Below are 13,613 nucleotides of genomic sequence, written 5' to 3' on the forward strand. Positions count from 1 at the left end.
GCTTTTATCCACTCGGCATCGAAGATGCTTGTATCACCGGTCGTTTTCCAGTAATGGTAGGCAAGGCGTAGCGGATAACACAGTGAATCGATTTCCCATTTACGCTCGTGCACCTCGTCGTTCATGTCGGTAAGGTCGGTTTTCCAGTGTCCGTCGGGGATGGGGCCGTCGTTGAAGGCGTTGGCAAACGGGTCTACATTAATCAGCTTGAATTGGCGGTTGATGACTCCTGCAAGCATCGTCTTCAGTTCCTTGTCTTCATTGGCCAGCTGTACGTAGGGCCACACCTGCGCACCTGAGTCGCGGAGCCACATGGCATGGATATCTCCGGTGTAGACAAATGTGTCGGGCTTCCCGTCTTTCTTGTCCTTGCGGAAATGGACGGTGGTGTCCAGCGTGTTGGGAAAGCAGTTAGTGAACATCCATGACAGCTTCTGATTTTTCAGCAGCTGCTGTATCCGTTGAATTTGTTCTTCTACGGCTTTGGAACGGAACAGTCGTTTTGATTCTACCGGTCGGTTGTCTTTCTTGATAGCGTCGGAGGCGCATACGTGGTTACTCATGGCCGGCTGTACGGCAAAAACGGCAGGAGTAGCCATTGTCATTGCTGCAAATGTGCAGGCTGTAATGATTGTCTGTTTCTTCATGTTGTTTATTAATTACTCGGTTTTTCTTTAGGTATCTTGGTTTGTGTCCCATGATTGCCCAAAGATAAGCATATTTACTTTTTTATCCGGCCAATTAATAAACAATTCTTAGGTTGCCGTATTCTCTTATCTGAAATCTTTCAGTTCCTGTTGCAGTTTCTGGCGGGTAAAGAAGATGCGGCTCTTTACTGTTCCAAGTGGGAGGTTCAGCTTTTCTGCGATTTCACGGTACTTGAAACCGGAGACATGCATGGAGAAAGGTATCTTGTACTCACGTGGCAAGGCATTGACAATGCGGTGCATTTCCTTCAGGTCGTAGGCGCCTTCTGTGCTGTCGAGTGTGAGGTCGTGCGGCGTGTTCAGATGATAGAGATTGTCTGTGGTATCTACAAATGTCTGGTCACGTACCACTTTACGGTAATTGTTGATGAAAATATTACGCATGATGGTATATATCCATCCTTTAAAGTTGGTATCAGGTGTGTACTTCTCTTCATTGTCCAGAGCTTTCAGGGATGTCTCTTGAAGCAGGTCGTTGGCCTCTTCGCGGTCGGAGGTTAATTTATATGCAAAGCGTAATAAGTCGTTTTGAACTCCGAGTAGGTCTTGGGTAAATGTTCTATTATTCATAATGGATGTTTTTTAAATTATTGTTCGTTTTATTGATGATGCAAAGCTACGGATGATTTCTCTTTTTGATAGACGGAAATCAAACTCTCTTTGGGGTAAAATCTAACAATTGGCAGTTTTCGGGTGGCTTTGGTTAGCTTTCAGTGCCTCGGATAGGTGGAAAAGTGGGATGTAGCCAGAGATTGCTATCCTGATTTTTGTAAATAATATTGTCGCAAAGCGTAACGGCTTGAATGAGTTTGTGTACGAAATACAAGGGGCGAGACCATGAAAGGCAGACGCGGGATTGTCCCGACCTGCCTTTCTCTCTTTTGATACAACTAAAATCTGTACTCTTCTTAATTTATGGAAATCACTGGTTTTATATGCTGAGTGCTTAAACAAAATCCTTCAAGTCTTGTTGTAGTTTTTGGCGGGTGAAGTAAATGCGGCTCTTTACCGTGCCTAAGGGCAACCCTAGCTTCTCTGCAATTTCGCGGTATTTGAAGCCGGAGACATGCATGGAGAAGGGAATCTTGTACTCCCGTGGAAGGGCGTTGACAATGCGGTGCATCTCTTTCAGGTCATATGCGCTTTCTGTGCTTTCAAAAGCGGCGTCGCGCGGCAGGTTCAGGTGATAGAGATTGTCCGTGGTATCCACGAAAGTCTGGTCACGCACCACTTTGCGGTAATTGTTGATGAAGATATTGCGCATGATGGTGTATATCCATCCTTTGAAATTAGTATCGGGCGTATACTTCTCTTCGTTATCCAGAGCTTTCAGGGATGTTTCCTGCAAGAGGTCGTTGGCTTCTTCACGGTCGGAAGTAAGTTTGTATGCAAAACGCAATAAATCGTCTTGAACTCCGAGCAGGTCTTTTTTAAATGTTATATTGTTCATATGTGCTATGTTTTTTTTCGTTAATCTTGATATTGCAAGTTTACGGAAGTTTTCTCTTTCAGGCAGACGGATTTCAAACATACTTTAGGGGAAAAACTATCAATTGACAGTTTTTAGGTGCTATTTGATAGATTTCGGGTGCAGTTTTCTGTCATTTTTTTGCGATTAATTAAAAAGATGAGTTAATTTTGCGCATTCATTTCATCAAAAGAAGAATGGCTGACGACTCTTTATTTTTGATTGACATAGACAAGATACTTCGGGAAAAGGCTCCGAAGCAGTCTAAGTATATCCCCAAGTTCGTGGTTTCTTATTTGAAGCACATCGTTCATCAAGAGGAATTGAATGTCTTTTTGCGGGAGTCGAAAGATAAAGTCGGTGTAGATTTCCTGAAAGCTTGTCTGGAGTTCCTTGATGCCAATATTGTGGTAAAGGGGGAGGAAAATCTGCCTAAAGAAGGGCTTTATACTTTTGTGTCCAACCATCCCCTGGGTGGGCAGGATGGAGTGGCACTGGGTTATGTCCTGGGCTCCTTTTATGGTGGCAAGGTGAAATATATGGTCAACGACCTGCTGATGAACCTGCACGGACTGGCGCCGCTTTGCATCCCCATCAACAAGACGGGAAAGCAGGCCAAAGACTTCCCCAGAATGGTGGAGGCGGGATTTGCTTCGGACAATCAGCTCATCATGTTTCCCGCAGGGCTTTGTTCGCGTAGGCAGAATGGGGTCATCCGTGACTTGGATTGGAAAAAGACCTTTATCGTGAAGAGTGTCGAAGCCCACCGTGATGTAGTTCCCATCCACTTCGAGGGGCGGAACTCCAACTTCTTTTATAATCTTGCCAATTTTTGTAAGATGTTGGGCATCAAGTTCAATATCGCCATGCTTTACCTGGCAGATGAAATGCTGAAGAATCGCCATAAAACATTTACCATCACCATAGGGAAGCCTATCCCCTGGCAAACTTTCGACAAATCGAAAAGCCCGGCCGGATGGGCGCAATATGTGAAGGATATTGTATATAAATTGTAGAGAGACCGTATTTATATTAAAGAAGAACTACTAACAGAAAAATATGGAAGATGTTATTGCACCGATAAGCAAGGAGCTGTTGAAAGCGGAGTTGACTGAGGAAAAGCGTCTGCGCATGACCAATAGAAGTCATAATCAGATATATATCATTACTGCCCAAGACTCTCCGAATACAATGAAGGAGATCGGCCGTTTGCGCGAGATTGCATTCCGTGCTGCGGGAGGAGGAACGGGCAAGTCTATGGATATTGATGAATATGACATCATGGACAACCCGTACAAGCAGTTGATTGTCTGGAATCCGGAAGCAGAAGAAATTTTGGGTGGATACCGTTATATCTTAGGTACGGATGTGCGTTTTGATGAACATGGTGCCCCTATTCTGGCAACTGCCCATATGTTTAACTTTTCGGATAAGTTTTTGAAGGACTATCTTCCTACGACCATCGAGTTAGGACGTTCGTTCGTTACGTTGGAGTATCAGTCTACGCGTGCAGACAGTAAAGGTCTGTTTGCGTTGGATAATCTGTGGGATGGTTTGGGCGCACTGACCGTAGTCATGCCCAATGTGAAGTATTTCTTCGGAAAGGTGACTATGTATCCCAGCTATCATCGTCAGAGTCGTGATAAGATTCTTTATTTTCTTCGGAAACACTTTGCGGATAAGGACAACCTGATTACTCCGATGAAGCCGTTGCTTCTGGAATCGGACGAGAATGAATTGGCGGCTCTCTTCTGTAAAGACTCTTTTAAGGAAGACTATAAGATTTTGAATTGTGAAATCCGTAAGGCGGGGTATAATATTCCCCCGCTGGTGAATGCCTATATGAGTCTCAGCCCTACCATGCGTATGTTCGGTACAGCCATCAATTACGGTTTCGGAGATGTGGAGGAAACGGGTATCCTAATTGCCGTGGACGAGATTTTGGCAGAAAAGCGCATTCGCCACATCGAGTCGTTCATAGCGAGCGAACCGGAGGCGTGCAAGCTTACGTCGGGAGCAAATAAGGTTGTATCATAGGACTATCCGGAGGAATGTTTGTCGTCTGTTATACCGCTGGCAAGCTATTCCCGTTTATTTTCCTATATAAATCGAGTGCAAATACATCCGTCATTCCGGAGATGTAATCCAATACCGCCTGTATCCTTTCGTAGAGTGCAGGCGCTTTTATGTTGTACTGGCCCGATACGCGATTGATGAGCAGTTGCGAATATGCCTTTTCCGGAGAACGCACGGCGTCAATCATCAGTTCGAGCAGGGTACTGATGATGCGGAAACCGGCAAGTTCAATGTCCAGTACATCGCGTGAACGGTAAATCCTCTTCAGGGAGATGTCTGCACAGTGCTTGTAGGCATTGGCTGGTACCTCGGATATATGGTTGATGAGGCTTCCTTCAAATTCTCCTTTCAGAATCTTTTCTTCATTGTCTACAAAGGCTTGCACGCATTCGCCGATAAGCAGTCCGATAACGCTGGAACGCAGATAGGCTATTTGTTCATTGGTGTCACTTACTATCTCCATCGTTTTGAGCCGGTGTGCTTGGCGCTCTTTCGAGAAATAAGAAAGAAGCAACTCTTTGGTTTCTTGTGTAGTCAGAATTTTCAGTTTGTGAGCATCCTCAATATCCATCATCTGGTAGCAGATGTCATCGGCGGCTTCCACCAGATAGACCAGCGGGTGGCGGGCATATTTCAACGGGGCATCGTTCTGCTTCTCCATACCCAACTCTTCTGCTATGCGGCGAAAACTTTCTTCCTCTGTGATGAAGAAACCGAATTTTGACTTTTTGCCTGCAAGACTCGATGAAAAGGGATATTTCACGATGCTTGCCAAGGTGGAGTAGGTGAGTACAAATCCTCCCTGTCGCCTTCCCTCAAACTGGTGGGTAAGCAGGCGGAACGCATTTGCATTCCCTTCAAAGTGGGTAAGGTCCTCCCATTGGGAAGGTGTCAGTTGGCCCTTCAGGGACATTCCTTTTCCTTCAGAAAAAAAGGTGGAAATAGCTCGTTCTCCCGAATGTCCGAAAGGAGGATTTCCCAAGTCGTGTGCCAGGCAGGCGGCGGAAACGATGGAGCCTATTTCGGTGAGGTAGCTGTCTTGCAGTTCCGGACGGCGGGCAATGAGAGCTTTCGATACATCGTTGCCTAGTGAGCGGCCTACACATGATACTTCCAAGCTGTGTGTCAATCGGTTGTGGACGAATACACTACCGGGAAGAGGGAATACCTGGGTTTTGTTCTGCAGACGGCGGAAGGGAGCAGAGAAGACAAGGCGGTCATAGTCACGTTGGAATTCCGAGCGGTTTTCATGGCGTTCCTGGTGAAACTCTTCCAGTCCGAAGCGTTTGGCAGATATGAGCGTATTCCAATTCATCATGATGTTATTTGAGATTTGACGATTTACTATTTACGATTGAAGTTACTATTATTTAACTGCAAATGTATCACTATTTTGTATAAAAAGCCGTATTTTCGCCCAAGTTTATAGTAAAAGGAAGATGAATTGCGAAACTTGAATTACTCGAATTGTAAGAATAGAAGTAGCCCCAATCGTAAATAGTAAATCGTCAAATCGTAAATAACATCATGTTGAACGTACAAATCATCAATAAATCAAAGCATCCGCTTCCGGCTTATGCCACTGAGCTGTCTGCAGGAATGGATATCCGTGCAAACCTTAACGAACCTATTTCGCTGGCTCCGATGCAGCGGTGTCTGGTGCCTACGGGCCTTTATATCGCTCTTCCGGAAGGATTTGAGGCGCAAGTGCGTCCGCGTAGTGGATTGGCCATTAAGAAGGGGATTACCGTGCTGAACTCCCCTGGAACGATTGATGCCGATTACCGTGGTGAGGTTTGTATTATTCTCGTCAACCTTTCTGCAGAAACCTTCGTCATCGAAGATGGGGAGAGGATTGCACAAATGGTGATAGCGCGTCACGAACAAGCTCTTTGGCAGGAAGTGGAAGTGCTGGATGAGACGGAGCGCGGTGCCGGAGGTTTCGGGCATACGGGTAAAAAATGAATGGATATTGTTCCGTTTTACGGGTTAAGAATTTATAATTAAATAGATGAGAATCAGAGTAAAAATAATACTTGCGTTGTTGATAGGTACCTTCTGCTTTACTACGTACGGAGTGCAGGCTGCCAACGTTCAAGCTTCAAAGGAGAAAATGAGCGGGTACGGTCGGTCTGAAAAGGCACGGAAGGAATTGAAGAAACGGAAGAAGTCGAAGAAAGCCGACGTTTCGCTCGTAAAGGAGCTTACCCCCGAACAGCAGCGCCGTTACGACTACTTCTTTCTTGAAGCCGCCCGTCTGAAAGTCCAAAAAGACTATGATGCGGCTTTCGATGTCCTGCAACATTGCCTGACGATAAACCCGAACGCATCATCGGCTTTGTATGAGATGGCCCAGTATTATATGTACCTCAAGCAGGTGCCGTTGGGACAAGCCGCCTTGGAAAAGGCGGTGGAGAATGCTCCCCATAATTACTGGTATGCCCAGGGACTTGCCAATCTGTATATGCAGCAAAACGAAACGGAGAGAGCCGCTGCCTTGTTGGAAAATATGGCGGTACGTTTCTCGGATAAGCTGGACCCGCTATACAACTTGCTGGAGATTTACAACCGCCAGGAAGAGTATGACAAAGTTATCGGTATACTGAACAAGCTCGAGGAACGGATGGGCAAGAATGAACAGCTCAGTATGGAGAAGTTCCGCATCTATCTGCAAAAGAAGGACGACAAGAGCGCCTTTCATGAAATAGAAAGTCTGGTAGAAGAGTATCCCAACGATATGCGCTATCAGGTTGTGCTGGGGGATGTCTATATGCAGAACGGGAAAAAGCAGGAAGCTTATGAGATTTACAAGAAGGTGCTGGCCGAAGAGCCGGACAATGCAATGGCCATGTACTCATTGGCTTCTTACTACGAAGAGACCGGACAGAAGGAGCTGTATGAACAGCAATTGGACACGCTGTTGCTGAACAAGAAAGTGGCTTCGGACACCAAACTGAATGTGATGCGGCAGTTCATCGTGCAGAACGAGCAGGCAGGCAAGGACAGTACACGTGTCATTACGCTCTTCAACCGCATCATGGAGCAGGAGCCCGATGAGGCGCAATTACCTTTGCTGTATGCCCAATATCTTCTTTCCAAAGGAATGAACAAGGAGGCAGGGCCGGTTCTGCGCCAGGTTCTGGCGATAGACCCTACCAACACAGCGGCTCGTATGACATTGCTGGGGGAAGCTGTGCGCCAGGAGGATTACAAGGAAATAATGAATTTGTGCGAAGCCGGTGTGGAGTCCAATCCCGATATGTTGGAGTTCTATTTCTATCTGGCCATTGCCTACAACCAGGCGGAACGGACGGATGATGCCCTTGCCATCTGTCAAAAGGCTTTGTCGCACGTCAAGGACGACAGCAAGAAGGAGGTCGTATCAGATTTTTATGCCATTATCGGTGATGCTTATCACACCAAGAATCTGCATGCGGAAGCTTATGCGGCTTATGATTCCGCTTTGGTGTACAATCCTTCAAACATCGGTGCCTTGAATAACTACGCATATTATCTTTCCGTGGAGCGCCGCGACTTGGACAAGGCGGAAGAGATGAGCTACAAGACAGTGAAAGCCGAGCCGAACAATTCCACCTATCTCGATACATATGCATGGATATTGTTTGTTAAAGGTAATTATGCCGAGGCGCGTCTCTACATAGATGAGGCGATAAAGAATGATAAAGATAGCAGTGACGTGGTCTTGGAACATTGCGGAGATATCTATTACATGACTGGCGATGCGGAAGGTGCCTTGAAATACTGGAAACAAGCCTGGGATAAGGGCAATCGCTCTGATACGTTGAAACAGAAAATACAAAAAAAGAAATATATATCAGATGAAACTAAACCTGCTGAATGATATGGCAAGGATATGCCGCCTGTTGTCCTTGCTGTTGTTGCTGGCTGTGGGGCTTGCCGGTTGCAAGACTTCGCGTCACTCAAGTTCTCTGTCCGGAGAATCTGCCTGCCTTTCCTCCAAAGTGCAGCTGACGGTACCCCATAAAGATGCCACCCTTACTGTGAACGGTACGATGAAGTTGAAGAAGGAAGAATGCATGCAGATTTCCTTTCTGATGCCGATACTTCGTACGGAGGTGGCACGTATGGAAGTCACCCCGGATGAGATTCTGTTGGTAGACCGTATGGGAAAACGTTATGTCCGTGCAACACGTAAGGAACTGAAGGATGTGCTGCCCAAGAAGGCGGATTTTGCCCATTTGGAGAAACTGCTTTATGCTGCTTCCAAACCCAATGGCAAGAAGGTGCTTACCGGCAAGGAACTCGGGATACCCTCTCTGGAAAAGGGAAAGATTGAACTTTCCAACTTCTCGGATAAGCCTTTTGCACTGACTCCTACCCAGCTCTCACAGAAATATAAAGAGGTGGAGCTGGAAGAACTGCTGGAAATGCTGATGGACCTTTGATTAGTTGATAATTGTCAGATAATCCCTCATAACTTATAACTCATAACTTATGAAGCTTCTCCTTCTCTTCTTTCTCCTCCTTTTGCCGGTTTCTCCGCTCCTAGCCCAGTCCAACAAGCTGATTAAGGAACTGGAAAGCAAGCGTGGTGCCTTGCAGAAACAGATAGCAGAGTCGGAAACGCTGTTGATAACCACCAAGAAGGATGTGGGAAGCCAGTTGAACGGTCTTGCTGCACTGACCGGACAGATAGAAGAGCGCAAACGCTATATTCTGACTATCAATAATGATGTGGAATCCATAGAGCGCGAGTTGTCTTCATTAGAACGTCAGTTGACCCGCCTGCAACGTGACCTAAGGGACAAGAAGAAGAAATACGAATCGTCCGTTCAATATTTGTATAAGAACCGCTCCATTGAAGAGAAGCTGATGTTCATTTTCTCTGCCAAGAGCCTGGCACAGACCTATCGACGCATGCGCTATGTACGTGAATATGCTACTTATCAGCGCCTGCAAGGCGAGGAAGTGTTGAAAAAGCAGGAGCAGGTGAACCGTAAGAAGACTGAGCTTCAGCAAGTGAAGGTTGCCAAGGAAGGATTGTTGAAAGAACGTGAAGAGGAGAAAGTCAAGCTGGAAGCGCAGGAGAAGGAACAAAAGTTGTTGGTAGCCAATCTGAAAAAGAAACAGCGGGGCTTACAGAACGAACTGAATAAGAAACGCCGTGAAGCCAATCAGCTCAATGCACGCATTGACCGTCTGATAGCGGAAGAAATAGAGAAAGCGCGTAAGCGTGCGGCAGAAGAAGCGCGCCGTGAGGCAGCCGCACGTAAAAAGGCTGGTGAAAAAAACGAAAAAACGGCAACTGCCTCTACGCCCGCAAAGCCGAAGGCACAGCCTTTGGAAACTTACTCCATGAGTAAGGCAGACCGTGAATTATCAGGGAACTTTGCTAATAATCGCGGTAAGTTGCCGATGCCCATCACCGGCGCGTATATCATTACCAGCCATTACGGCCAGTATTCTGTGGAAGGTTTGCGCAATGTCAAGCTGGACAATAAGGGCATCGATATACAAGGGAAACCGGGTGCCCAAGCCCGTGCCATCTTCAATGGTAAAGTGGCGGCTGTCTTTAAACTGAACGGACTGTTCAATATCCTTGTCCGTCACGGGAATTATATATCAGTCTATTGCAACTTGTCATCGGCCTCGGTGAAGCAGGGCGATGATGTTACCACCAAACAGACTCTCGGACAAATCTTCTCGGATGGGGCCGACAATGGTCGTACGGTGCTACACTTCCAATTGAGGAAAGAGAAGGAAAAACTGAATCCGGAGCCGTGGCTGAACAGATAATGATAATTTAAATTTTTACTTCTTCCAGCAGCTCCAGATACATCCCTATCGCCTCCTCTATCTCCTTGACAAAGATAAATTCATCGGCAGTGTGTGAACGGGCACTTTTCCCCGGTCCCATCTTCAGAGAAGAGAATGGCATCAGTGCCTGGTCGGACAAGGTCGGTGAGCCGAAAGGAGTACGTTTCATGGCAATAGCCTTTTGCACTACCGGATGCTCCGGAGCTACGTGTGAAGAGCTTAGCCGGAAGGAGCGGGCTTTGGCTTCACACGTGATGTGTTTCTGTATTTCATCGAATAGCTCCTGATTGCTATAACACTCGTTGCTGCGAATGTCTACGACAAAAGTACAACGGTCGGGAATGACGTTATGCTGTGTACCGGCGTTTACCATGGTTACGCTCATCTTCACGGGACCCAGCAGGGAAGATTCTTTTGGGAAACGGTAATCACGAAACCAGGCAATATCATCCAATACCTTATATATAGCATTATCTCCCTCGTTTCGGGCTGCATGTCCCGATTTTCCGGTAGCAGTTACGTCCAGCACCATCAATCCTTTTTCTGCAATGGCAGGTTGCATCTCTGTCGGCTCGCCTACAATGGCAAACTGTATGGGAGGGAGTTCCGGCAATACGCATTCTATTCCCCCCTTGCCTGATACTTCCTCCTCACACGAGGCAAGATATATCAGATTGTAGGCCTGAGTGGTGCGGCACAATGTCAGGAATACTTGCAGCAGGCTGACTACACTGGCTCCGGCATCGTTGCTGCCCAGCCCGTAGAGCTTTCCATTACTTTCCAGCGTTGGTTTGAAAGGATCTTTCCGCCACCCGTTGACGGGTTTTACGGTGTCGATATGGGAATTCAGCAGCAAGGTCGGTTTCTTTAAGTCGAACATCGGGCTGAGGCACCATACATTGTTGCCTTTACGTCCTGTTGCCATGCCTTGCATTTCGATATAGTTCTGCAGATAATCTGCCGCCTTCTCCTCGTCGCGGCTCAAGGAAGGAATGGCTATCAGTGATTTGAGCAATCCGATTGCTTCGGAAGTTAAAGTCGGTATATCGTAAATCATATTCGGTAAATAAATAATCTGGCCGCAAACTTACGGATAAAAAATGAAAAGGACGCCAAACCGACGTCCTTTCTGTTTTTTCAATATTGTTTAGAAGAAGCAACTGAGTGATATCATCAAGTTGCGGTTTTTGTTGCCTGAATCTTTAATGTTCTCTACCAGTCCCCAGTCATAACCGATGGAAATCTGATATTTCTGACTGAATTCGACTCCGGCTTTTAATCCGAGACCGAAATCAAAACGCTTCATGGCATCATCCCCGAATACATTGGTGGAGTTATCATCAAACTCATATTCGTCAAGAATATCTCCTTCTGCCTTGGCTTTGCCAAAAAGACCGATGGCTAAATAAGGACCGGCATTGCCGAATATGGCAAAGTTCTCATTCACTGCATATTTATAGCCAATGTGTACAGGAATTTCCAGGTAGTAGGGATTGAACTTGATAGAAGCAGCAGAGCCTCCGTCTATTTTGGCTCCTTTCAGCGTAAGTAATGCACCCATATCGAGGTAGACTCCTTCTGAAATTTGAGGCAATCCTACTTCAGCCTTTACCCCAGCATGAAAGCCTATTTTACTGTCGAAACCGGTAATGGAGAAGTTACTGGAGTTCATGCCGACTGTTGCTCCCCATCTGAGGTTGTCTTGAGCATTGATGCTTGCTAAACCTATGGTCAGCATAGCCATTAAAAGCAATACTTTTTTCATGTTCATTGAATTTGATTTAGTTTGTATATCACCACAAATATATAGATATTTAATATATTTCTATTGTTTTAATGGTAAAGAAAGTATCTTTTGTGGATAATTTGCTAACGGATGGTCGGATACTTTAAAGGTAAAGTTTGAATAATTACCCGCTAATATCAAATTAGTTTCAAATGAAACCACTACCTTTGTACCGTATTTACCAATATCAAAAGTTATGACTTATCATCATTTATCTGTCCTGGTGCATCGCCAGGCAGAGAAGTATGGAGACAAAATAGCCCTGAAATACAGGGACTATGAAACTGCACAATGGATACCCATCTCTTGGAAAGAGTTCTCACAGACTGTACGCCGGACTGCCAATGCAATGGTGGCTTTGGGAATAGAGCCACAAGAGAATATCGGTATCTTCTCGCAGAATAAACCCGAATGTCTCTTTACTGATTTCGGTGCATTCGCCAACCGGGCGGTGACTATACCTTTGTATGCTACCAGCTCACCGGCCCAGGCACAGTATATCATCAACGATGCACAGATACGTTATCTGTTTGTAGGCGAGCAGTTCCAGTACGATGCCGCTTTCAGCGTGTTCGGATTTTGCCAGTCTCTGCAGCAGCTCATCATCTTCGACCGTGCTGTGGTGAAAGATCCGCGCGACATGACTTCCATCTATTTTGATGAATTTATGGCAATGGATGAAGAGTTGCAGCACAATGCCATTGTAGAAGAACGTACAGCAGCTGCCTCAGATGATGACCTCGCCAATATCCTTTATACTTCCGGTACTACCGGTGAGCCGAAAGGTGTCATGCTCCATCATTTCAATTATAGAGAGGCTTTCCGCATTCATGATATCCGATTGCCTTTCATGACAGACCAGGATGTTTCCATGAACTTCCTTCCGCTGACCCATGTATTCGAAAAGGCATGGACCTACCTTTGTATACATCGGGGAGTGCAGGTCTGCATCAATCTCCGTCCACAAGATATCCAAACTACTATTAAAGAGATACGCCCTACACTGATGTGCAGTGTACCCCGTTTTTGGGAGAAAGTCTATGCCGGTGTGCAGGAGAAGATTTCCCAGGAAACCGGTCTGCGTAAGGCGATGATGTTGGATGCCATCAAGGTGGGCAGGACGCATAACATTGATTATTTGCGCCAAGGAAAGACTCCTCCGATGATGCTTCATCTGAAATACAAGTTCTACGAAAAGACCATTTATGCTCTGCTGAAGAAGACGATAGGTATTGAGAACGGTAATTTCTTTCCTACGGCAGGTGCTGCTGTGCCCGATGAAATCTGCGAGTTTGTGCATTCTGTAGGTATAAACATGGTGGTGGGCTATGGTCTGACGGAATCTACGGCTACCGTTTCCTGCTTCCTCAACGAAGGCTATGAGATTGGTTCCGTAGGTACGGTGATGCCTGATGTGGAGGTGAAGATTGGCGAGAACAACGAGATACTTCTTCGTGGTAAGACTATCACTACCGGCTACTACAAGAAACCGGAGGCAACGGCTGCTGCCATCGACCGTGACGGTTGGTTCCACACGGGTGATGCCGGTTATTTGAAGGATAGCCATCTGTATCTGACGGAGCGTATCAAAGACTTGTTCAAGACCTCCAACGGAAAATACATTTCGCCGCAGGCATTGGAAACGAAGCTGGCTATTGACCGTTACATTGACCAGATTGCTGTCATTGCCGATGAGCGTAAGTTTGTTTCCGCTTTGATAGTTCCCGTTTATGGCTTTGTGAAGGATTATGCCAAGGAGAAAGGCATTGCATACAGC

At 46.2% G+C, this 13,613-nt stretch carries 13 protein-coding genes; 7 read left to right on the top strand and 6 right to left on the bottom strand.

The genetic code is table 11. The features are described from left to right. The 3 genes from ABUA47_RS17860 to ABUA47_RS17870 all read right to left on the bottom strand — a co-directional run. A partial coding sequence (locus ABUA47_RS17860; protein ID WP_349831846.1) for a glycoside hydrolase family 125 protein occupies positions 1-605 on the bottom strand: 605 nt, incomplete at its 3' end. 168 nt (positions 606-773) lie between these two features. After that, positions 774-1,277, bottom strand: coding sequence for an RNA polymerase sigma factor (locus tag ABUA47_RS17865; protein ID WP_005830374.1), 504 nt, complete (start codon positions 1,275-1,277; stop codon positions 774-776). 376 nt (positions 1,278-1,653) lie between these two features. Continuing rightward, positions 1,654-2,157 carry an RNA polymerase sigma factor gene (locus ABUA47_RS17870; RefSeq protein ID WP_008662699.1) on the bottom strand — a complete coding sequence of 168 codons (504 nt, stop codon included), beginning with the start codon at positions 2,155-2,157 and terminating at the stop codon, positions 1,654-1,656. A 215-nt stretch (positions 2,158-2,372) separates the two neighbouring features. On the opposite strand from ABUA47_RS17870, the gene ABUA47_RS17875 reads away from it, so the two are divergent. Both ABUA47_RS17875 and ABUA47_RS17880 read left to right on the top strand, forming a co-directional pair. Further along, positions 2,373-3,191: a 1-acyl-sn-glycerol-3-phosphate acyltransferase gene (locus ABUA47_RS17875; RefSeq protein ID WP_005830371.1), complete on the top strand. Its 819-nt coding sequence runs from the start codon at positions 2,373-2,375 to the stop codon at positions 3,189-3,191. Between the two features lie 43 nt (positions 3,192-3,234). Beyond that, on the top strand, positions 3,235-4,212 hold the full coding sequence (locus ABUA47_RS17880) for a GNAT family N-acetyltransferase (protein WP_005830370.1): 978 nt from the start codon (positions 3,235-3,237) through the stop codon (positions 4,210-4,212). A 28-nt stretch (positions 4,213-4,240) separates the two neighbouring features. On the opposite strand, the gene ABUA47_RS17885 is transcribed toward ABUA47_RS17880, so the two are convergent. Further along, on the bottom strand, positions 4,241-5,569 hold the full coding sequence (locus ABUA47_RS17885) for a deoxyguanosinetriphosphate triphosphohydrolase (protein WP_009037700.1): 1,329 nt from the start codon (positions 5,567-5,569) through the stop codon (positions 4,241-4,243). A gap of 212 nt (positions 5,570-5,781) precedes the next feature. Between ABUA47_RS17885 and dut the strand changes: the two genes are divergently transcribed. From dut to ABUA47_RS17905, 4 genes are read left to right on the top strand one after another with little or no spacing between them, the layout of a single operon-like run. Next, positions 5,782-6,216: a dUTP diphosphatase gene (gene dut / locus ABUA47_RS17890; RefSeq protein WP_025831605.1), complete on the top strand. Its 435-nt coding sequence runs from the start codon at positions 5,782-5,784 to the stop codon at positions 6,214-6,216. 46 nt (positions 6,217-6,262) lie between these two features. Further along, positions 6,263-8,113 (top strand): tetratricopeptide repeat protein, encoded by a 1,851-nt coding sequence (locus ABUA47_RS17895; RefSeq protein WP_034529262.1) that lies wholly within the window; start codon positions 6,263-6,265, stop codon positions 8,111-8,113. Beyond that, positions 8,091-8,678, top strand: a complete 588-nt coding sequence (locus ABUA47_RS17900) for a DUF4292 domain-containing protein (RefSeq protein ID WP_008662710.1) — start codon at positions 8,091-8,093, stop codon at positions 8,676-8,678. The genes ABUA47_RS17895 and ABUA47_RS17900 overlap by 23 nt, the downstream gene beginning before the upstream one ends. Positions 8,679-8,727: 49 nt before the next feature. Next, positions 8,728-10,029, top strand: coding sequence for a murein hydrolase activator EnvC family protein (locus tag ABUA47_RS17905; protein WP_008662711.1), 1,302 nt, complete (start codon positions 8,728-8,730; stop codon positions 10,027-10,029). Positions 10,030-10,036: 7 nt separating this feature from the next. Here the strand turns inward: ABUA47_RS17905 and ABUA47_RS17910 are convergent, their stop codons facing one another. After that, positions 10,037-11,107, bottom strand: coding sequence for a M20 family metallo-hydrolase (locus ABUA47_RS17910; RefSeq protein WP_008662712.1), 1,071 nt, complete (start codon positions 11,105-11,107; stop codon positions 10,037-10,039). A 90-nt stretch (positions 11,108-11,197) separates the two neighbouring features. After that, entirely contained in the window at positions 11,198-11,815 is a 618-nt protein-coding gene (locus tag ABUA47_RS17915; protein WP_005834577.1) for a porin family protein, read from the bottom strand. Positions 11,816-12,032: 217 nt separating this feature from the next. On the opposite strand from ABUA47_RS17915, the gene ABUA47_RS17920 reads away from it, so the two are divergent. After that, positions 12,033-13,613: long-chain fatty acid--CoA ligase (locus ABUA47_RS17920; protein ID WP_349831845.1), on the top strand; the 1,581-nt coding region annotated here is incomplete at its 3' end.

This window comes from Bacteroides sp. RTP31139st1_H2_RTP31139_211217 (assembly GCF_040227615.1).
Taxonomy (GTDB): Bacteria; Bacteroidota; Bacteroidia; order Bacteroidales; family Bacteroidaceae; genus Bacteroides; species Bacteroides uniformis.

What these genes read in the sequence shown, in the direction of transcription:
- ABUA47_RS17905 (WP_008662711.1), top strand. Translation starts at nt 8,728, where the DNA reads ATGAAGCTTCTCCTTCTCTTCTTTCTCCTCCTTTTGCCGGTTTCTCCG.
- ABUA47_RS17865 (WP_005830374.1), bottom strand. Translation starts at nt 1,277, where the DNA reads ATGAATAATAGAACATTTACCCAAGACCTACTCGGAGTTCAAAACGAC.
- ABUA47_RS17880 (WP_005830370.1), top strand. Translation starts at nt 3,235, where the DNA reads ATGGAAGATGTTATTGCACCGATAAGCAAGGAGCTGTTGAAAGCGGAG.
- ABUA47_RS17895 (WP_034529262.1), top strand. Translation starts at nt 6,263, where the DNA reads ATGAGAATCAGAGTAAAAATAATACTTGCGTTGTTGATAGGTACCTTC.
- ABUA47_RS17875 (WP_005830371.1), top strand. Translation starts at nt 2,373, where the DNA reads ATGGCTGACGACTCTTTATTTTTGATTGACATAGACAAGATACTTCGG.
- ABUA47_RS17910 (WP_008662712.1), bottom strand. Translation starts at nt 11,107, where the DNA reads ATGATTTACGATATACCGACTTTAACTTCCGAAGCAATCGGATTGCTC.
- ABUA47_RS17900 (WP_008662710.1), top strand. Translation starts at nt 8,091, where the DNA reads ATGAAACTAAACCTGCTGAATGATATGGCAAGGATATGCCGCCTGTTG.
- ABUA47_RS17885 (WP_009037700.1), bottom strand. Translation starts at nt 5,569, where the DNA reads ATGATGAATTGGAATACGCTCATATCTGCCAAACGCTTCGGACTGGAA.
- ABUA47_RS17915 (WP_005834577.1), bottom strand. Translation starts at nt 11,815, where the DNA reads ATGAAAAAAGTATTGCTTTTAATGGCTATGCTGACCATAGGTTTAGCA.
- ABUA47_RS17870 (WP_008662699.1), bottom strand. Translation starts at nt 2,157, where the DNA reads ATGAACAATATAACATTTAAAAAAGACCTGCTCGGAGTTCAAGACGAT.